Origin of the sequence: Staphylococcus succinus (assembly GCF_029024945.1) — a bacterium.
Lineage (GTDB): Bacteria > Bacillota > Bacilli > Staphylococcales > Staphylococcaceae > Staphylococcus > Staphylococcus succinus.
On the sequence record NZ_CP118976.1, the window covers coordinates 605437 to 625128 of the forward strand.

The 19692-nt window shown below is 31.0% G+C and carries 18 protein-coding genes; 10 read left to right on the top strand and 8 right to left on the bottom strand.

All coding sequences use genetic code 11. The annotated features are described in order from the left end of the window. Positions 1-121: 121 nt before the first annotated feature. Positions 122-1282 carry a glycosyltransferase family 4 protein gene (locus PYW31_RS02665; protein WP_046835778.1) on the bottom strand — a complete coding sequence of 387 codons (1161 nt, stop codon included), beginning with the start codon at positions 1280-1282 and terminating at the stop codon, positions 122-124. A gap of 417 nt (positions 1283-1699) precedes the next feature. Here PYW31_RS02665 and mqo point away from each other — a divergent pair, with 417 nt between their 5' ends. Continuing rightward, a complete protein-coding gene (gene mqo, locus PYW31_RS02670) occupies positions 1700-3181 on the top strand; it encodes a malate dehydrogenase (quinone) (protein ID WP_046835777.1) in 1482 nt (493 codons plus the stop codon). Positions 3182-3264: 83 nt separating this feature from the next. Here mqo and PYW31_RS02675 read toward each other — a convergent pair whose 3' ends face one another. Beyond that, positions 3265-4632 (bottom strand): HAMP domain-containing sensor histidine kinase, encoded by a 1368-nt coding sequence (locus PYW31_RS02675; protein WP_046835776.1) that lies wholly within the window; start codon positions 4630-4632, stop codon positions 3265-3267. Next, on the bottom strand, positions 4625-5299 hold the full coding sequence (locus tag PYW31_RS02680; protein WP_046835775.1) for a response regulator transcription factor: 675 nt from the start codon (positions 5297-5299) through the stop codon (positions 4625-4627). The genes PYW31_RS02675 and PYW31_RS02680 overlap by 8 nt, the downstream gene beginning before the upstream one ends. A gap of 155 nt (positions 5300-5454) precedes the next feature. Here PYW31_RS02680 and PYW31_RS02685 point away from each other — a divergent pair, with 155 nt between their 5' ends. Together PYW31_RS02685 and PYW31_RS02690 are read left to right on the top strand one after the other, a co-directional pair. After that, the gene (locus PYW31_RS02685; protein ID WP_046835774.1) at positions 5455-6507 is read left to right on the top strand and encodes an ABC transporter permease; all 1053 of its coding nucleotides are present in this window, start codon (positions 5455-5457) and stop codon (positions 6505-6507) included. Next, positions 6507-7175 carry an ABC transporter ATP-binding protein gene (locus tag PYW31_RS02690; RefSeq protein WP_046835773.1) on the top strand — a complete coding sequence of 223 codons (669 nt, stop codon included), beginning with the start codon at positions 6507-6509 and terminating at the stop codon, positions 7173-7175. Before PYW31_RS02685 ends, PYW31_RS02690 begins: the two co-directional genes overlap by 1 nt. 120 nt (positions 7176-7295) lie before the next feature. On the opposite strand, the gene PYW31_RS02695 is transcribed toward PYW31_RS02690, so the two are convergent. After that, a complete protein-coding gene (locus PYW31_RS02695) occupies positions 7296-8135 on the bottom strand; it encodes a YdcF family protein (RefSeq protein ID WP_235602270.1) in 840 nt (279 codons plus the stop codon). 385 nt (positions 8136-8520) lie between these two features. Here PYW31_RS02695 and PYW31_RS02700 point away from each other — a divergent pair, with 385 nt between their 5' ends. The 3 genes from PYW31_RS02700 to PYW31_RS02710 all read left to right on the top strand — a co-directional run bounded on the left by PYW31_RS02700 (position 8521) and on the right by PYW31_RS02710 (position 12165). Beyond that, entirely contained in the window at positions 8521-8952 is a 432-nt protein-coding gene (locus PYW31_RS02700) for a MarR family transcriptional regulator TcaR (protein WP_046835974.1), read from the top strand. A gap of 377 nt (positions 8953-9329) precedes the next feature. After that, positions 9330-10685 carry a membrane-associated protein TcaA gene (locus PYW31_RS02705; RefSeq protein WP_235602269.1) on the top strand — a complete coding sequence of 452 codons (1356 nt, stop codon included), beginning with the start codon at positions 9330-9332 and terminating at the stop codon, positions 10683-10685. A gap of 265 nt (positions 10686-10950) precedes the next feature. Beyond that, on the top strand, positions 10951-12165 hold the full coding sequence (locus PYW31_RS02710; protein ID WP_046835770.1) for a putative multidrug effflux MFS transporter TcaB: 1215 nt from the start codon (positions 10951-10953) through the stop codon (positions 12163-12165). Between the two features lie 82 nt (positions 12166-12247). Here PYW31_RS02710 and PYW31_RS02715 read toward each other — a convergent pair whose 3' ends face one another. Beyond that, the gene (locus tag PYW31_RS02715) at positions 12248-12796 is read right to left on the bottom strand and encodes a TetR/AcrR family transcriptional regulator (RefSeq protein ID WP_046835769.1); all 549 of its coding nucleotides are present in this window, start codon (positions 12794-12796) and stop codon (positions 12248-12250) included. 131 nt (positions 12797-12927) lie between these two features. On the opposite strand from PYW31_RS02715, the gene PYW31_RS02720 reads away from it, so the two are divergent. Together PYW31_RS02720 and PYW31_RS02725 are read left to right on the top strand one after the other, a co-directional pair. Beyond that, entirely contained in the window at positions 12928-13575 is a 648-nt protein-coding gene (locus PYW31_RS02720; protein WP_046835768.1) for an HlyD family secretion protein, read from the top strand. Between the two features lie 12 nt (positions 13576-13587). Next, the gene (locus PYW31_RS02725; RefSeq protein ID WP_046835767.1) at positions 13588-15489 is read left to right on the top strand and encodes a DHA2 family efflux MFS transporter permease subunit; all 1902 of its coding nucleotides are present in this window, start codon (positions 13588-13590) and stop codon (positions 15487-15489) included. Positions 15490-15564: 75 nt separating this feature from the next. Here PYW31_RS02725 and PYW31_RS02730 read toward each other — a convergent pair whose 3' ends face one another. Then, on the bottom strand, positions 15565-16206 hold the full coding sequence (locus tag PYW31_RS02730; RefSeq protein WP_046835766.1) for a hypothetical protein: 642 nt from the start codon (positions 16204-16206) through the stop codon (positions 15565-15567). Between the two features lie 290 nt (positions 16207-16496). Between PYW31_RS02730 and PYW31_RS02735 the strand changes: the two genes are divergently transcribed. Further along, positions 16497-17396, top strand: a complete 900-nt coding sequence (locus tag PYW31_RS02735) for an alpha/beta hydrolase fold domain-containing protein (protein WP_046835765.1) — start codon at positions 16497-16499, stop codon at positions 17394-17396. Between the two features lie 310 nt (positions 17397-17706). Here PYW31_RS02735 and PYW31_RS02740 read toward each other — a convergent pair whose 3' ends face one another. Next, a complete protein-coding gene (locus PYW31_RS02740) occupies positions 17707-18108 on the bottom strand; it encodes a hypothetical protein (RefSeq protein ID WP_046835764.1) in 402 nt (133 codons plus the stop codon). A 14-nt stretch (positions 18109-18122) separates the two neighbouring features. Then, positions 18123-18590, bottom strand: a complete 468-nt coding sequence (locus PYW31_RS02745; RefSeq protein WP_046835763.1) for a thioesterase family protein — start codon at positions 18588-18590, stop codon at positions 18123-18125. A 136-nt stretch (positions 18591-18726) separates the two neighbouring features. Here PYW31_RS02745 and corA point away from each other — a divergent pair, with 136 nt between their 5' ends. Further along, positions 18727-19674 carry a magnesium/cobalt transporter CorA gene (corA, locus tag PYW31_RS02750; protein WP_046835762.1) on the top strand — a complete coding sequence of 316 codons (948 nt, stop codon included), beginning with the start codon at positions 18727-18729 and terminating at the stop codon, positions 19672-19674. Positions 19675-19692 lie beyond the last annotated feature (18 nt).

The following is a 19692-nucleotide window of genomic DNA, read 5'->3' on the forward strand; positions in this document are numbered from 1 at the left end:
TATAAGTCATTAAAATAAGCGAAAGTATTTTGCGTTATTTAAATTATTCAAAGACACTTGATATGCTGTGTTTAATGATAATTTAACAATGCTGAAAATACTTTCGCTTATAAAATTTTACTTAATGTGGTGCGTTATAATTTAACAGTGTTTCAAATTTTTGATAAATAGCGTCTGGTGCATATGCTTTCACTGTTTGATAGGCATTATGAATAATTACAGTTTCTTTAAATTCTTGATTAATCAGTCTACGTAATTTATTTGATAGCGCATCGACATTATCATGTTCTACTAAGTAACCATTCACATTGTTTTTAATAATTGAATCAGGACCTACGTTACCATCAAAACTAACGACAATATTACTTTGGTTCATTGCTTCTAAAATAACCATTCCGAATCCTTCATTTCGAGAAGGGATGACAGTAATTTCACTAATAGATAGTTTCTCATTTAACTGTTGTGTTGATCCTTGTAATTTTACAATGTCATGCAGTTGATATTGATCAATGAGTTGTTGTAATTCAGCTGCTTCTTGACCACTACCATATATATGCACTTGATAACCGAACTGCCGAACAATTTGTTGAATGGGATTAATACTTTTAATTAGTAAATCAAATCCCTTTTCAAATTCCAAACGGCCTGCAGCAGTAATTAATTTTTCCTTAGTTTTATTGAATCTCGGCTCATTTAAAATATTTGGCACAACAAACACAGGAGTTTGGATATACGCTTGATATTTTTGTTGATCTGCTGAAGTAAGTGTTGTTACTTTATCCAAATAAGTATATGCATTTAAGATTTCGCGTTGATAGGCCTCAGGATGTGCATCCAAATTCATATGTTCCATACCAACTTTATCTACAGATTTGCCAGCATATTTTGCAATTAAAATATTAAAGCTTGCTCTTGTTCCAACAATTACATCAGTGTTCACTTTGTGAATTGCTTTAATCATTTTTTTTTCAATATAATGCGAGAATTGGTTGATGCCTGGCTCATATTGAGAGAGCAGACGAGGATTAGAAAATGATGTGTATTTGCTAATGCGATTAAATACAAGGTCTTTAATATTTAATGGATGTAATTGATAATTAATTAAAGGTTTTATCTTTATAGAATTATGAAGATCAAAATAGGGACGATCGTTTCCTTTAAATACTGAGATTATCTCTACACTATGTCCTTTTTCTGCGAGTGTGTTAGCTAATTGCGAAATAGATTTAACCGTACCTCCCATAGCGTAAACATTGTGCATGAAAAATGTGATTGATTTCATAAGAAAACCTCCAAAATTGTCTAAACTTAAATTAAAATACATTATAGCATGAAATGTTTTTAAGCACCTTATAACATCAAAAAAGATACACTTTAGCATGGTAAATAGGATGAAATCAATCTTTGACGCAATCGTAGGTGGACGAATGGCTTCGATGCTAGTTAACACATATTAACAAAATTTGTGTAGAATTACTGAAATCCCTTTTTTCATAGGGCAATAACGTATATAATTAGAGTAGTTAAGAAGGTTTATATCGTTATGACATTGTTCTTTAAGATGAAAATAGCGTTGAAAAGTTTTTTATTTTTTAGTTATAGAAAACGCTTTATTCTATGAAAAATAGATTGGTTTCTAATTTTAAGTAGATGAAGATAACGTATCTATAAACATATATAAAGGGGGACTGTGTTTGTTATGAGTAAACTACATAGCAAAACAGATGTCATCTTAATTGGTGGCGGTATTATGAGCGCAACATTAGGAACTTTATTAAAAGAATTTGCACCCGATAAAGAAATTAAGGTGTTTGAAAGATTAGCTACACCAGCTGAAGAAAGTTCTAATGCATGGAATAATGCGGGGACAGGGCATTCTGCATTATGTGAATTAAACTATACAAACGAAAATAAAGACGGATCAATAGATATTAGTAAAGCTGTAAAAATTAATGAACAGTTTCAAATTTCTAAACAATTTTGGAGTTACTTAGTTAAAGATGGTCAGCTTGATAGTCCAGAATCATTTATTAAACCGGTACCGCATATGAGTTTTGTTCAAGGGGTGCGTAATGTAGATTTCTTGAAAAGACGTGTGGATAGACTAAATAAAAACGTTTTGTTTAATAATATGGAATTTACAGATGATAAAGAGAAAATCGCTGAATGGACGCCATTAATAATGGAAGGGCGCACGTCTCATATTCCTATGGCAATTACATATGATAAAACTGGAACAGATGTGAATTTTAGTGAATTAACTAAAAAATTATTTAAAAATCTTGAAACGAAACAGGTTGAATTAAACTATGAACACGAAGTAGAAGATTTGAAACAACGTAAGGATGGGCTTTGGGAAGTTAAAGTAAAAGACTTAAAAACAAACAAAGTTACGGTTGTTGAAAGTAAATTTGTATTTATTGGTGCAGGTGGCGCGAGTTTACAATTACTACAAAAAACAGGAGTCAAAGAATCTAAGCACATAGGCGGTTTCCCAGTTAGTGGTTTATTCTTAGTTTGTAAAAATGAAGATATTACAAAAAAACATCTTGGAAAAGTTTATGGTAAAGCTTCAGTAGGTGCGCCACCAATGTCAGTACCGCATTTAGATACACGTTACATTGATGGAGAAAGAACATTGTTATTTGGACCTTTTGCTGGTTTCTCACCTAAGTTTATGAAAACTGGATCAAATTTAGACTTAATTAAATCTGTTAAGCCTAATAATATTATTACAATGTTATCTGCAGGTATTAAAGAAATGAATTTAACAAAATATTTAATTTCACAACTAACGCTATCTAATGAGCAGCGCATGGAAGATTTACGTGAATTTGTTCCAAATGCTAAGACTGAAGATTGGGAAATAGTTGTTGCTGGTCAACGCGTACAAGTTATTAAAGATACTGAAAATGGTGGTAAAGGTACCTTACAGTTTGGTACAGAAGTTATCACGTCAGAAGATGGATCATTATCGGCTTTATTAGGTGCATCACCAGGAGCTTCTACTGCTGTAGATATTATGCTTGATTTACTTAAGCGTTGTTATAAGGATGAATTCCAACTTTGGGAGGAAAAAATCAAGACGCTTGTTCCTTCGTATGGTATGAAACTATCTGAAAATGAAGCACTCTACACGCAGGTTAATAAAGAAATTAAAGAATATTTAAAAATAGATTAATTTTAATTATTTAATAATAAAAGCAATACAGTATTAAGCGCACCGTTCTTCTAGATGTATTTCTAAAAGAAGGGTGCGCTTTTTTATTGATTATCTATACTGATAGAAAATGTAGTTCCATTATTTTTTTTGCTCTTCACACTGATGCTTCCCCCATGAAGTTCAAAAACGGCTTTAGCAATAGCGAGGCCTAAACCGTTACTATTATCGTTATTACCTGCTTTATAAAAACGTTCAAACAAATGTGCTTGTGTTTCTTCTGTCATACCTTGTCCATCATCAGTAATTGTACAAATGATAGTATCAATATTTTGTTTGAGTGTAACTTCAATGGTACCACCGTGTTTTGAATATTTAATCGCATTAGTTATTAAATTTTGAAATGCTTGATATAGTAATCGTTCATTGCCAATAATTTGTACATCTGCTAAATCGGACATAATGATGAGATCTTTTTGATTTGCTAAAAATTGTTCGTGACGGATGATTTGTTTTAAAAGTTTATTTAAAGTGATGTGATCTTTAAACTCTAAATGCGCGCCATTATCTATTTCTGAAAGTAACAATAATTCTTTAGTTAACTCGCTTAATTGTGTTGTGATTTGATATATATCACCAATATATTGATTTCGTTCTGTACTTGATTTTGCATATTTCATTTGATCAAGTAAGTGATGGATGTGTGTTAATGGTGTTTTAATTTCATGTGATACATTTTGAACGAAATGTTGTCTCATATCATCAAGTTGTTTGAGTGAGAGGCGCATTTTGTCAAAACGATATTGTAACGTACCGAACTCGTCTTTGCGTGTAATGTTAATGGAAGTGTCAAAGTTGCCTTGCATAAGTCTATTAGTTGCTTGTTTTAATTGCTGTATCGGTTTAATAATCGAATAAGTTGAAGAAATTATTAATATAATTGAAAATATAAGCAATAAAGTAATTAAAATAGCTAAAAATATTCTAAACTCACTAAATGTTTTGCCTATATCAGGTCGCATAAACACCGCAGTCTTTTCATTATTTTGATTAAAAGTAATACCTACTGTATTTTTAGTGGTATTTTCGAAAAAACCAGTTACAAAAGGATTGTAAGGGAGATTTTTAATTCCATGATAATCATGACCTTGTAATACAGATTGTATTTCTTGCTTAGAAATATTATCTTTTCTAAAAGCAGTACCGTAAAAGGATTTTTTGCCTTTTTCAGAAACAGTCATGACTTGATAGTTCATTTCGCCCATATGTTGAAAAAATGCTGGTAAATTGTGCATACTAGATTCTTTTTGATATGTACTTGAATCTTTTAAAGTACGCATGATTTTAGCGTCATTATTAGCTTTTAAATGGTTGTGATAAATAATATTAGTACATAAGAAACTGACAATCGCACTAAATAACATAACCATAACTGTATAAACTGCAATGCGCGTATAGAGTGATTTAAACATAATCATCCACCTTATAACCTAAGCCACGAACGGTATGAATTGTTACAGAGGCTTCTAGTTTTTCTAACCTTTTTCTAAGACGTTTAATATGTACATCGACAGTACGTTCATCTCCTTCGTAATCAAATCCCCAAATTCTTTCGATTAAATCATCACGATTAAAAACTTGTTTTGGATGTGAAGCAAGTAAAAAAAGTAATTGGAATTCTTTGTTTGGTAAATTCATTGCTTTTGTGGCAGATGCTACTTCAAGGTATGATTGATTCAATGTCAAATTACCAATAGTTATTTCGTTATTTGCATTGATGTTATAACGCTTAAGTACTGCCTTAATCCTAAAGATAAGTTCTTTGACTTCAAAAGGTTTAGTGACATAATCATCGGTGCCTGAAAAGTATGCTTGTTCTTTGTCACTGAGTGCATCACGTGCAGTTAGCATAATAACAGGGATTTTATAGTCTTCTTTTAATAATTTACAAAGTTCAAAACCACTCATACCTCCCATCATAATATCAACGATTGCAATATCTACCTGTTGAGTTTCAAGATAAGTTAAGGCATCTTCTGCACTGGATTGGGTAATAGTTTTTAAACCTTCACGACTAATATAATTTGAAACATACTCCAAAATTTTAATGTCATCGTCGACGATTAGGCAACTTGTCATGTATAAGGTCTCCTTAGTCATTTTATAGCTATTATAAACGTTACTTTTGTACATAACAAATTTTGAAAAGTAGAAAAATGTATTGTTGTTCATATTGAGTTCATATAAGTGTCCTAAACTCTATTTATAAGTTTTAGAGAAGGAGAGAAACAATAATGAAATTAGCATGGCAAGAAATTAAATTTTATAAGTTCCGTTTTATATTAATCATGTTGATCATTTTACTACTAGGTATAATGGTATTGTTTATAAGTGGATTAGCACAAGGGTTAGCAAGAGAAAACGTATCGATGTTAGATAACATGAAAACTGAGAAGTATATATTACAAGATAATAAGAAACCGCAAATTGAAAAATCATTAATTAAGCCAGGACAACAAAAGAAAATAGAAGATATTACTGATCAAAAACCATTAAAGTTAGCTTCTCAGACATTGAATATTGATAAAAGTGAAGAAGATGTAATCATGACTAATACTGTTAATAATGAAAAGCCAAAATTAAAAGAAGGTAGTTATCCAACTGATAATAATGAAGTTGCGCTAAACAATAAATTAACTGCTGGTGGTATTACTATTGGAGATACTGTAAAAGTTAAAGGCGGCAAAAAATTAAAAGTATCGGGTATTCTTGATGATACAATGTATTCACATAGTTCAGTCGTGATGATGAATAACGCTGGTTTCGATAAATTAAATGAACAAGTAAGTACAGTGTATCCTGTAAAAGATTTATCAGAGAAACAACAAAAAGAGATAGACCAAATGGCTGGTGTAAAAACGTTCAGTGAAGATGAAATTACAAGTGAAATTGCAAGTTATCAAGCAGAACAGTCGCCATTAAACATGATGATTGTCAGTCTGTTTGTAATATCAGCAATTGTATTGAGTGCATTTTTCTACGTAATGACGATTCAAAAAATATCAGAAATAGGTATTTTAAAAGCTATAGGTATTAAAACAAAACACTTACTGAGCGCTTTAGTTATCCAAATATTAATTACAACAATGATTGGTGTACTAATATCTGTTGGAATTGTCAGTAGTTTATCATTAGTGATGCCAGTAACAATGCCATTTCATATTACACTTTCAAATCTATTGTTAGTTGTAGCTGTATTCATTATTGTTGCAATTATTGGAGCAGCATTATCATTTATTAAATTATTCAAAGTAGATCCTATTGAAGCAATCGGAGGTGCAGATTAATGACGCTACAAGTTAAAGACATAAAAAAATCATTTGGTAAAGGAACGTCAGAAACGACTGTATTAAAAGGTATAAATTTTGAAGTGAATGATGGAGAATTTGTAATTCTTAATGGTGCATCAGGTTCAGGTAAGACTACTTTGCTTACTATTTTGGGTGGGTTACTTTCACAAGATAGTGGAGACATTGTATATAATGATGAGCCTTTATATTCTGTTAAAAATAAGCCGGCAGATTTAAGATTAAATGAGATTGGATTTATATTCCAATCTTCACACTTAGTACCTTATTTAAAAGTTAAAGCGCAATTGACAACGATTGGAAAAGAAGCGGGCATGTCAAAAAAAGATGCGGAACAAAGAGCGGAGATGTTATTAAGCCAAATAGGATTGGCACACCGCTTGAACGTTTTCCCTCATATGTTATCGGGAGGCGAGAAGCAACGTGTAGCAATAATGCGTGCTTTTATGAATAATCCTAAAATTATACTTGCAGATGAACCAACAGCAAGTTTAGATGCTAAGCGAGCTACAGAAGTTATAGAAATGATAAAATCGCAAATTCAAAATAAAAAAATGATTGGAATCATGATTACACACGATAAGCGATTATTTGATTATGCAGATAGAGTTATAGAATTAGATGATGGAGTTATTGTAAATTCATAAACTATAACTTAGCACTTTAACATTAGAAATATCAAAAGAATATATTAAGGCATAAAGTTTAGAAACTAATAAGAGGACAACCAGTTCAATCTGGTTGTCCTCTTATTTATAGTTTAAGTATTAAAATCTCGGTATATACCATAATGTGAGTGCACAGATTAAAAATAATGAGGCAAAATATATGGTCAATAAAAGTTTATATTGATACATTAAGGCTAAAAAATCACGAATCAATGCAATTTCAAAAAAATGATAAGGCGTAGTACTGCCGACACCATTTAATTTAAGGTTTAATTTTTGTCCGAATCGCAAGGCACGCATAATATGAAATTGGCTAGTTATACAGACGATGTTTGGTGTAATATCATAGGTGCGCGCTATAAGTGCTTTTGTATATTTAATATTTTCATAGGTACTGGTAGATTGGTCTTCCATTAATATACGTGATGAGTCAACGCCTTGTGCTTCTAAATAACGACGCATAGCTAACGCTTCTGAAATAGGTTCATCATTACCTTTGCCTCCACTCACAATAAAATGTGCATTAGGGTGTTGGCGGAAGAGTGTTAATGCTTGATCAAGACGATTGGCCAACATAGGTGTGACTTGTTCACTAAATATACCTGCTCCCAAGACGAAAATTATGTCAAAGTGTTTGATATGATTGGTATTTAGATAACGTGAAGAAGTAGATATAAAGCACAGAAAAGTATAAAGTGCACTTAAAGCTATAGCAGATAGCCATAAAAATATGATGTTGATAGCATTTGGAATCAAGGAAATATAAGCACATGCCACCATAAAGATAATAACTTTAAAAATAATCATATATAAACGTTTTATAAATAGTACACTTTGACGTTCTTGGAATAAGTGCTTATGTTTAAAGTGAAGTAATAAACAACCTATAACCATGGCAACGATTAAATAGAGTGGTAATGTGTGATATCCGATATTCAATATTATAACTATATAACCTAATATTGCCTGGGAAATAAAGAAACGGATGTTTGCCGAATATTTTAAATTTAAATATAGGGCTACGAAATGAATTAGAATAATTAAACAGCAAAATAATGACAAAATGTCCATGTTACACCCCGATTTTTTATTGTATATTAAATGTAGAGTAAAGATTTGAATTAATCAAATGTATCTATGTTATTACACGTATTTTGTTTGAGCAACGTTTTGTAGCGTGAAAGTTCTGAAATTTCTACCTTTTATAAAGATGGGAATATTGATAATATTAATATGAATATTGAATAATCAAAAAACGAATTGTATTTAGTCGGATGATAGAGGTGCAAATACGGTGAAAAATATAAAAGATCATATAGAATTTATGAGAGAATTTATCAATGATGTTAATACATTGTTAGCTAAATTATTAAAAGAATTACGCGAGGTTTATAATATATCAAAAGAGCAAGCGAACGTTATATTAATGTTAGAAAAAGAAAAGGCAATGACTTTAACAGAAATTACTGAGAGACAAGGCGTGAATAAAGCTGCTGTCAGTAGAAGGATTAAAAAATTAATTCAAGCAGAATTAGTTCAGTGGGATAAGTCTGAAGAAAGTGCAGATCAACGCTTAAAGTATATAAAATTGACTGAAAAAGGAAAACAGTTTAACCGTGAAAGTAAGTCTATAATAAGTAACATCGTAAGTGATATTCTACATGATTTATCCGAAGATGAAATTGAACAAGCTCGTTCCGTATTAGAGGTTATAGACCAACGTTTGAAGAATTTTAATGTTGGAGGCCATTTGTAAAACAATTTGAAAAAGCTATAATAATACTTAGTCATTTATGTGAGTATGTATATAGATTATTACGATATAGTACCACTTCTTATTGTTAGTAGAAGTGGTATTTTTTGAGGTTATTTGTTTACTGATGATATCAGCATTATAGGGCCAACCATATTAGACTAAATATGTATATCTATTTTTTATGACGCCTTATATAATTAAAAATATAGAAATAAAATAGGAGAAGTTTCTCCAAATTACAATACTATTTCAACTGTGACAGTGTTAATACAATCATATGGTTTCGACCCATGTTATGTTAAAATAATGTGATGGTGTAAAAAATGTAAGTATGAAGAGGTGATAAAATGCAAAAGTGTCCTAAGTGTGGGGGAAACATGAGAAATGGACAGAAATTATGTCGTCATTGTGGGTATCAGGTTAGTCAAAATGACTCTGAAAAAATGACACGAGCATCTAAAGAAGGTAATAAAACCACAAACATTAGTGCACGTAAAATTATTCCTTGGGGAATTGCATTCTTTATCATTATACTACTCATTATTATTTTCTTTTTATTGAAAAATTTCAATTCACCTGAAGCACAATCTGAAATCTTAATAAATGCAGTAGATAACAATGATACACAGAAGCTTGCCACGCTATTAAGCACACAAGACAATAGTGTAGATGAAAATGAGGCTAAGGCTTATACTAAATATATTAAAAAAGAAGTTGGCATGAAAAACTTTGTGAATGATGTAAATAGTCAAATTAAACAATTAAATAAGAGTGAGAATAAAGAAGCGAATTTTGTCACAGCTAAAAATGGGGAAAAAGTATTGCGCATCAGTAAAAATGGGAGACGTTATTTCTTATTTAATAACATGAATTTTACTGCACCAACAAAAGAGGCAATTGTAAAGCCCAAGTACGATACAAAGTATAAATTTAAAGCTGATGATAAAGAAAAAACAGTTATTGCAGATAAAAATAAAGCAACGTCCTTAGGTCATTTTATTCCAGGTAGTTACATACTTGAAGCAAAGAAAGAAATGGCTAATGGCCAGTTTAATGGTGAACTTAAGTTTAACTTTAATGATAGTAATAATGAAACAATAGAAGTTAATGAAGATTTTAATGAAGCTCATGTCTTGATAGATTTAAGTGGTGCGAGTGAAATAGATAAACGTACGCTTAAAATTAAAATAAATGATAAAATGTTTGATTATGAAAAGGCTAAAGAAATTGGACCATATCCAAAAACAAAAGAATTAACGATTTCTGCAGAAGGCCAAGCGAAGAAAAAAACATTTAAATCAAGTGAAACTATAGTTAAAACGGATAATCTTAAAGATCAAACGCATGTCACTTTGAATTTTGATAGTGATGAGATTAAAACGTATGTCGAAAAAAAGGAAAAAGAAGAAAATAGCTTTAGAAATAAAGTGACTAATTTTTTCGGGAAATATACTTCGGCGCTGAATAATGCATATAGTCAAAGTGATTTTAAAGTAATTTCTTCTTATTTAAAGAAAGATACGGAAAGCTACAAAGAAACTAAAAATAACGTAACGTCACAAACTTTAACATATTTCCAACAACCGCAAATTACTGAAATTGTAAAGCAAGGTAAAACGTTTTATGTTACTGCACAAACGATTAAATCGGATGGCCAATATGGTAAAGTGGACTACCAATTAGAGGGCAATGATAATGCAAGTAATTTAAAAGTAGTGAAATACTCAGAATAAATTATCTCAGCAGATTATATTTGAATAGAACTTAAAGACGCTAAGCAAAGCATTTTATAAATTTGCTTAGTGTTTTTTTATGTTTTATAAGTAATCTACTTTAAGCTATTTAAAATTGTTCTGGCAAAAGCTATAATTATAGCAACATACAAAGAAAATAACTTACCTAAATGAAGAACGTATTAAAAAGTGAGTAATCATCTGTAGATGATATAACTCTAAAAACTAAATAAATAGTTCACTATAAAATTCAAGGAGCATGAGTATGACTAACAATCAAGAACAACATAAGCAGTCATTACTGTTTATTATTATATTAGGAGCGCTGACTGCTATAGGAGCATTATCTATCGATATGTTCTTACCTGGCTTGCCCCAAATACAGTCGGATTTTAGCACGACAACTTCAAATACACAACTGACACTTTCTTTATTTATGATTGGTTTAGCGTTAGGTAACTTATTCGTTGGACCAATATCTGATGGAATCGGACGTAAAAAACCATTAGCAATAGCAATGTTATTATTTACGTTAGCTAGTATTGGTATTATATTTGTAGACAATATTTGGTTGATGATTGCGCTTCGTTTTGTGCAAGGATTCTGCGGAGGTGCAGCTGCTGTAATCTCAAGAGCAATCTCAAGTGATTTATATAGTGGAAAGCAATTAACTAAATTTTTGGCATTACTCATGTTGGTAAATGGTGTTGCCCCAGTCCTTGCGCCAGCTTTGGGCGGAATCATTTTAACTTTTTCAACATGGCGTATGGTTTTTGTCATACTAACAATATTTGGATTGTTAATGCTGTGTGGTTCTATATTTAAGGTTAAAGAATCACTATCAACTGATCATCGCGACAGTCCACATCTTGGTAGAATTTTTAAAGGTTTCAAACAATTATTAATTACACCTCGATTTGTATTGCCAATGTTAATACAGGGTGTAACATTTATTATGTTGTTTAGTTATATCTCGGCTTCTCCTTTTATTACACAAAATATATATGGAATGACTGCACAACAATTTAGTTACATGTTTGCAGCTATTGGCATTAGTCTTATATTTTCGAGTCAACTGACAGGGAAGTTAGTGGATTATATTGATAGGCAAGTATTGTTACGGATATTAACGATGATTCAATTGCTAGGTGTTGTTTTGGTCGTGTTGACTTTATTATCACATTTATCGATTTGGTTGTTATTTATAAGTTTTATTATTCTTGTAGCACCTGTGACAGGTGTGGCTACCTTAGGGTTTTCAATTGCTATGGAAGAACGCACAGGTGGCAATGGAAGTGCTTCTAGTTTATTAGGATTAGTTCAATCTTTGTTAGGTGGACTTGTTTCCCCGCTTGTAGGTATGATGGGGGAAGAAAGCTATATGCCTTATATTACAATCATTATTATTGCTGGTATTTTATTAATTAGTTTACAAACATTGAATTATTTTGTATTTAGACACGTGCCTCGACAAACATAATTAGAAAAATAAGACCACTCAGATTGTTGAGTGGTCTTATTATTTTTGGATGCTTCTGATTAAATACTTTTATTGGTATCAACTAGCGTCTCATTTTAATCGTATTAGATAGTAAAATTTGTGCCAATTCATCTTCAGATTCAGGACAACCTTCGCGAATCCAATAATAGACAAGACCGATTTGTCCACCCACAGCATAAATGACGACTTGCTTCTTATTTAATACAGTCGTATAGTCTTCTAACATTTTTGTATAAGTTTCTTTGGTAGTTTGAATGTATTCAGAGAATAAATCTCGATTTGGATGAGCGACTAAAATGGCATGAAAGAAACCATAATGACGACTAATATAAGATAGTATAACTTTGAAGAATTTATATAGTTTATAGTGATTGATTTCTGACTTATCATAGCTAAAGTATAAAGCATTTAATAAATGGGTATATTTCTGTAAATGATGTTTTTGAATTGTAGACAGCAGATCATATTTATCTAAAAAGTAATCATAAAATGTAGTTCTGTTAATACCACTATAGGCACAAATCATTTTAATAGTAATATTTTCAAAAGGTTGCTCTTCTAAGAGGATAATCATATTTTTGATAATTTTATTTTTGGCATTCTGTTTCATTTTTTCTCCTTCAAAAAAACAACTTATGATGATTACCCGACACATTTTAATGATGTGTTGGTGTTTTTTTATTTTACATGTCTCTATAATAGACAAAGTGTAATTTAAAAGCAAATAGGAGGAATAGTGTAATGAAGAAAATGGTATTAGTAAATGTCATTACCATTGTAGTACTTGTAATTATAGGAGTAGTTGGTTTCCACTTTTATAATCAAGCTACAGGATATGTAAGTACTGACAATGCTAAAGTTGATGGAGAGCAAATTAAGGTTTCTGCACCCGCATCTGGAGAAATAAAATCTTTCGACGTTAAAAACAATGACAAATTAAGTAAAGGCGACACAGTTGCAAAAATCGCAGCTAAAGGTGAAGATGGCCAGTCACAAAATATGGATGTTAAAATGCCACAAAAAGGTACAATCGTTAAAACTGACGGTATAGAGGGTTCAATGGCTCAAGCTGGGACTCCAATTGCTTATGCTTATAATTTAGATGATACTTATATTACTGCAAATGTTGATGAAAAAGATATTGCAGATGTTGAAGAAGGTAAAGATGTAAATGTAAAACTTGACGGTGAAAAAGCCGAACTTAAAGGTAAAGTAGAAGAAGTTGGTAAAGCAACAGCTGCAAGCTTCTCAATGATGCCTTCATCAAATAGTGATGGTAATTATACTAAAGTATCTCAAGTTGTACCTGTGAAAATTTCACTTGATTCAAAACCATCTAAAAACGTTGTTCCAGGAATGAACGCTGAAGTTAAAATTCACAAAAATTAAGGGGGGTCTAAAATGACAATGACCTTCATTATTATTTACGTAGTCATAGCGCTCATTCTTGTCGGTTTGATTAATGTAATTTTCACTAAAAGTCGAAAAAAACAAGCTAATCGACAAATGGAACAAACAAAGCATAAAAATAATGCGTCTAACGAAGATTATCAATCTAAATTTAAAGTTAAAGACCGTGCAGATTCTACAGAATCAACTGAGGCGTCAGTAACAAAAAGCAAGATGAATGACGATGAAGAAGAAGTATCTGAATTACAACAATCTGGTGATGAAGCATTCGAGACAGATGTGAATGATGATCAACGACCTACAGATGTTGATCATGAAAGTATCAATCCAGACTCAGAAGAAGCTATCGTTAATGAAAAGCTTAAACAAAAACATAGTTCATTTATGTTTGGAAAAGGGACATCACAAGGTAAAGTTTTAATTGCGATGATTTTCGGGATGTTTATTGCAATTTTAAACCAAACTTTACTTAATGTAGCCTTGCCTAGAATAAATACGGATTTCAATATCTCTGCCAATACAGGTCAGTGGCTTATGACAGGGTTTATGTTAGTGAACGGAATCTTGATTCCTATCAGTGCGTATTTATTTAATAAATATTCTTACCGTAAACTATTTTTAGTTGCAATGACATTGTTTACACTAGGATCGCTAGTCTGTGGTTTATCAGGTTCATTTACAATGATGATGGCAGGTCGTGTATTACAAGCGATTGGTGCAGGTGTATTAATGCCATTAGGGACTAACGTATTCATGACAATCTTCCCACCAGAAAAACGTGGGGCAGCAATGGGTACTTTAGGTATTGCGATGATATTAGCGCCAGCAATTGGACCAACATTATCAGGTTATATCGTTGAGAACTATCATTGGAACGTAATGTTTTATGGTATGTTTATCATCGGTTTAGTGTCATTAGCAATTGCATATATTTGGTTTAGAGTTTATCAAGTTACAACAAATCCAAAAGCGGATGTACCAGGTATTATATTTAGTACAATAGGTTTTGGAGCCTTGTTATATGGCTTTAGTGAGGCCGGTAATAATACTTGGAGCTCACCAATTGTTGTGATTTCACTCATATTAGGTGTTATTTTTATCGCAGCATTTGTTATTCGTGAATTGACAATGCGTGTACCGATGTTAAGTATGGAAGTACTGAAATATTCAGGATTCACCTTAACAACAGTCATTAATATGATTGTTACAATGAGTTTGTTTGGTGGTATGATTCTTTTACCACTATACTTACAAAACTTAAGAGGATTCTCACCAATTCAATCAGGTTTACTCTTACTGCCAGGCGCATTAATTATGGGATTAATGGGTCCAATAGCGGGTAAATTATTAGATACAATTGGTATTAAACCATTGGCACTCGTAGGTACAGGTATTATGACTTATGCCACTTGGGAATTGACTAAACTAAATATGAATACGACATATGGTCATTTAATGATGATTTATATTGTACGTTCATTCGGTATGAGTTTTATCATGATGCCTATTATGACGGCTGGTATGAATTCATTACCACCACGTTTAATTTCACATGGTAATGCTTTATCCAATACACTAAGACAATTGGCTGGTTCTATTGGTACTGCCTTGTTAGTTACAGTAATGTCTACGCAAACAACAGAACATGTAGCAACATATACACAAGATCTTGATAAAACGAATCCGTTCTTAAAAGATCGTTTACAAGAAATGGGACAAGCAATGGGTGGAGATCAAATGGCTACACAACAAGTGCTTGAATTTGTTCAAAAACTCGCTTCGATTAATGGTGTGAATAGTGCATTCTTAATCGCAACAGGATTAAGTGCACTTGCATTTATTTTAAGTTTATTCTTAAAAGGCAAATCACATTATATGTCAAAAGAAAATTAAGAGATGATAAAAAAACAGGAAGCCTCATATATGGGCTTCCTGTTTTTATTAGATTAAGCTATAAATCATGAAATACTATGAGTGAAGTTTAGGTTTTCTATTTCTAAAAAAGAGACTTATAATAATTAATGCGATACAACAAGTTAATAGAATAATAGCATTATGAATAGCATCAGATTCTGTTAATATTTGTTCAGGCTTTACAGTAACATAGTATTGACTCATTGAGTCAGAAATACGAACAGCAATATTTTTAATAAGATATGAAAAACCAAATGTAATAACTAGCATAATTGCCAGAATGAATAAATTAACAATTTTTAAAATAGTTCTATTAAAAACTAAAGTGAAAATGGTTAATATTAAACTCAAGATACAAGCGGCAAAAAATACATAAAATACTAAAATTAACAAATCAATTTTAGATTGCAAGTTATCAATGTTTTCAATATTTATATTTAAATTTGTTATATTATTAACCGTTTCTTGAAAGTTTGTAAGTTGATGGAAAGTGACAGCCTCTTTTGCAAACTCAAGATTAAATATAGGTTCTTTAAACATACTATAACCTGTAATAGCCACTAAAATCAGCACTATAAATTGAATGATCATGCTCATCCAAGATTTTTTCTTTTTTCCATAGGGGTTGCCTCTATGCATAGGCTCACTTGTTAGCGTATGTTCGAAATCTTTGAATTGACGGTTATTCTCAGGCATAAACTGCTCCTTTCTCTATAGGGGACAATAGCATCGACTTATTTTATGACTTTTATTTTTGTTTTGTTATAATATGCAATAACTGATAAATAGTAACTATTGGTGTTAACAATTTAAATTTATATAGTGTTTAAAAGCGCTATTTTTAAGTTACTCGCATTATATTATAACTATTGTTTTAATGTCATTAAATTAATTTTACCATAATATTTATTTTGAAAACTAAGTTATACTAAAAAATTCCATTGGATTGAACATTTATTATAAAACTGAGATTGGGTTGATTATACATGAAATCAGGATTGACAACTAAATTTATTAATAAGTATTTATTACCTCATAGATCTATAACGTTTAAAGACAATCAAGACTTTGAAAAATTTTTAGATTTACGATTGAAATTAAATAAAGAAAAACACAAGCAACCAGAAACCTTAAATGTTAAGTCAGATTTAGATAAACAGTTTATTGGTGATATACAACTTTTTAGATTTAGATTTAGACATAGCCAAAAGCAAAAAATACTTTATATCCACGGAGGATATAATATTTTACAGCCTTCTGCATTTCATTGGAGGTTCATGGATAAATTGGCATTAAGTACGTTATATGAAGTTGTTATGCCAATATATCCTAAAGCACCACAATATCATATAAATGATACTTTCCAAGCGATTCGAGATGTGTATCAACAGTTGCTCTCAGAAGTTAGTCATAAAGATATTGTAGTTATGGGTGATGGTACGGGAGGCGCACTAGCTTTAAGCTTCGTACAGCAATTAAAAATTGAGAATCAACCATTGCCAAACAAACTTTATTTATTTTCTCCATTGTTAGACGCTAACTTAAATAATGAGTCAATAACGCCAGAATTAGAGAAAAAAGATGTCATTATTAATAGAGATGGTGTGCAAAAAATCATGAATTATTGGGCAGATGGTTTATTACTAAATGATGCTAAAGTTTCGCCTATTTATGGGGAGTTAAGCAATCTACCACCGTTATATTTGTTTGGTGGTGAAAGAGAGGTTTATTTACCTGATATGTACAAGTTAGCGAATATGATGACTGCACAACAACAACCTATACATCTCTATGAATATAAGAGAATGGTGAACGCATTTCCATTATTACCAATAAGAGAGTCACATAAGGTCGTGAAACATATAGTCGAGACGCTTAATACGTAAAATGGATTTAATATAGAAATGAGTATAGAATTTGAGATGTAAATATCCATAGGTAAAAGAAAAAGCACACTTTCATTTAAATGAAAGTGTGCTTTTTCTGCGTATGAATTAAATGTGTATATTAAATTCATATGGCTCGATTCGCTAATTTTTTATGCACAAAACCACAGCATTTGGATAAGCTAAGCATGAATGCTACAAAAACAGTACAGTGATATAAAAGTATGCTTGCCATAAAATACTACGCCTATAATAAATAGGATACTAAAGAAATAAAAAAGGCATGAAATTAGGAATTTCTAACGCTGAATCAGTTGTTTACAAGCGTATTGATTGTATTAATAATTGATTTTTGACCCAGTAACTGATAATAATTTGCTAAAAAAATTTCGAATTCATCTTGTGGATATATCATATTTTGAAATTGAGTCTTCGATGATTCAAACTCCTGTATATAATTTTTTGCATATTGATTGTAGTAATTGATGAAATCTTGTGTGGCAGGGTATGTTTTTAAAATAGTATTAATTGCATCAATAGCTTTTTTTTGTCCTTGCAAATAACTAATATCTAATCCACGCTTAATTAATTTACTATCTGGACCATTAATATCTAAACTTTTATTTTGATTTAATTCACTAAGTTTAAATTTAGTATCATCAAATAAATCGTAAAGTTGTAATTGGACAATTTCATTTATGCTTTGTGTCATGTAAATACAGCTCCTTAATTTGGTATGTTGATTCGGTGACCAAGTTGTTTTGGCCAAACTATATGCGGTTGCTGACAATAGTATTGCTTGATTTGATGTGCATATTGCTGTGGAAAGGGAGCGGTTTTTTTTATTACGCTATCTATACCTAGCATCATTACTTCATTGGTAGCTACAGTTGTACCATTTTCTTGGGTCATAATGGAAAAGAAATGCACTCTTTTTTCATCATAATTGTATAAATAAATTGTCACCTTAAATTGATCACCTTCAACTAATTCAGAAAGATAAGATGTATGTTCTTCTACTGTAAAAAGCGTATAGTTCAATAGTGTGCGATCTTTTAAAGACAAGCCATGATGATAATTAAATTGATTAATAGCTTCACTAAATATGATGTTATAATTGGCATCATGTACATGGCCATTATGATCAATCATATCGTTAGTGACGTGTTGATACATTGTAAAAGGTGTTTCCATACCAAACAGCTCCTTGATTATTAGAAAAATTATATTTTGAAATTTATATTTTAAGGCTAGTTTACTAAAAATACTCAAAACTTACACGGGTTGTATTTCATGGTAAAATAAAGAAAATGATTTGAGGTGTGAAATGATGAGTGTCACAATAAAATATCAGACTGCTGATATCTCGTTAAAGGAGGTTTCACACTTTGATGAGATTCCACAATCCGCAACATTTATATGGTGCGACTTTAATGAGCCAACTGAATCAGAAGATACGCTACTAAAATCATACTTTAACTTTAATAAATTAGAAATCGATGATACAGTGAATGGAACGCCACGAGCTAAGTATAAAGCTTATGATTCATATCAATACCTTGTATTTCATAGTATTGATAATAAATATGAGGGGATTAAGGCACTCAATTTATTTATTAAAGATGACATGCTGGTTACCTATCATCACAAGCCGTTTGATATATTGGATACGGTAAATACTTCGATTTCTAATCATTTTCAAAATGACTTAGATGCATCTGATGTTGTTTTATATATATTAGATAAATTCGTTGATGAATACTTTGAACCGATTTATGCTATTGAAGATAAAGTATATGAGTTTGAAGATAGACATGTTAATGATAACTCAAGTCAAACAGTTATGGACAATGTGTTTAAAATACGTTCTAATATTATAAAAATAAAGCGTTTGATTTATCCAATGCGTGAATTAGTAGATAATATAAAAGAAAACAGTCTTTTACTTGTAGATGATAAAAATCATATGTATATTCAACATATAGATGACCATATGATTAAACAGGTAAACATATTGAAAATGTCACAAGAAATGACGAATGAAATTAGGGATAATTATGCTTCCTATACATCGTTTAAAATGAATAATATTATGCAGATACTCACACTCGTATCGGTCGTATTTCTACCTTTAACATTAATTACGGGTATTTATGGGATGAATTTTGCGCATATGCCAGAACTCAAATGGCATTATGGTTATTATATAGTACTCACGATAATGTTGTTGATTAGTCTAGTTTGTATTGTTTATTTTAAACGGAAGAAATGGTTTTAATTATTTGTTGTAAGGTAA

Bases quoted from the DNA above. Each gene is read 5' to 3' on its own strand.
- PYW31_RS02665 (WP_046835778.1), bottom strand. From the start codon at position 1,282: ATGAAATCAATCACATTTTTCATGCACAATGTTTACGCTATGGGAGGT.
- mqo (WP_046835777.1), top strand. From the start codon at position 1,700: ATGAGTAAACTACATAGCAAAACAGATGTCATCTTAATTGGTGGCGGT.
- PYW31_RS02675 (WP_046835776.1), bottom strand. From the start codon at position 4,632: ATGTTTAAATCACTCTATACGCGCATTGCAGTTTATACAGTTATGGTT.
- PYW31_RS02680 (WP_046835775.1), bottom strand. From the start codon at position 5,299: ATGACAAGTTGCCTAATCGTCGACGATGACATTAAAATTTTGGAGTAT.
- PYW31_RS02685 (WP_046835774.1), top strand. From the start codon at position 5,455: ATGAAATTAGCATGGCAAGAAATTAAATTTTATAAGTTCCGTTTTATA.
- PYW31_RS02690 (WP_046835773.1), top strand. From the start codon at position 6,507: ATGACGCTACAAGTTAAAGACATAAAAAAATCATTTGGTAAAGGAACG.
- PYW31_RS02700 (WP_046835974.1), top strand. From the start codon at position 8,521: ATGAGAGAATTTATCAATGATGTTAATACATTGTTAGCTAAATTATTA.
- PYW31_RS02705 (WP_235602269.1), top strand. From the start codon at position 9,330: ATGAGAAATGGACAGAAATTATGTCGTCATTGTGGGTATCAGGTTAGT.
- PYW31_RS02710 (WP_046835770.1), top strand. From the start codon at position 10,951: ATGACTAACAATCAAGAACAACATAAGCAGTCATTACTGTTTATTATT.
- PYW31_RS02715 (WP_046835769.1), bottom strand. From the start codon at position 12,796: ATGAAACAGAATGCCAAAAATAAAATTATCAAAAATATGATTATCCTC.
- PYW31_RS02720 (WP_046835768.1), top strand. From the start codon at position 12,928: ATGAAGAAAATGGTATTAGTAAATGTCATTACCATTGTAGTACTTGTA.
- PYW31_RS02725 (WP_046835767.1), top strand. From the start codon at position 13,588: ATGACAATGACCTTCATTATTATTTACGTAGTCATAGCGCTCATTCTT.
- PYW31_RS02730 (WP_046835766.1), bottom strand. From the start codon at position 16,206: ATGCCTGAGAATAACCGTCAATTCAAAGATTTCGAACATACGCTAACA.
- PYW31_RS02735 (WP_046835765.1), top strand. From the start codon at position 16,497: ATGAAATCAGGATTGACAACTAAATTTATTAATAAGTATTTATTACCT.
- PYW31_RS02740 (WP_046835764.1), bottom strand. From the start codon at position 18,108: ATGACACAAAGCATAAATGAAATTGTCCAATTACAACTTTACGATTTA.
- PYW31_RS02745 (WP_046835763.1), bottom strand. From the start codon at position 18,590: ATGGAAACACCTTTTACAATGTATCAACACGTCACTAACGATATGATT.
- corA (WP_046835762.1), top strand. From the start codon at position 18,727: ATGAGTGTCACAATAAAATATCAGACTGCTGATATCTCGTTAAAGGAG.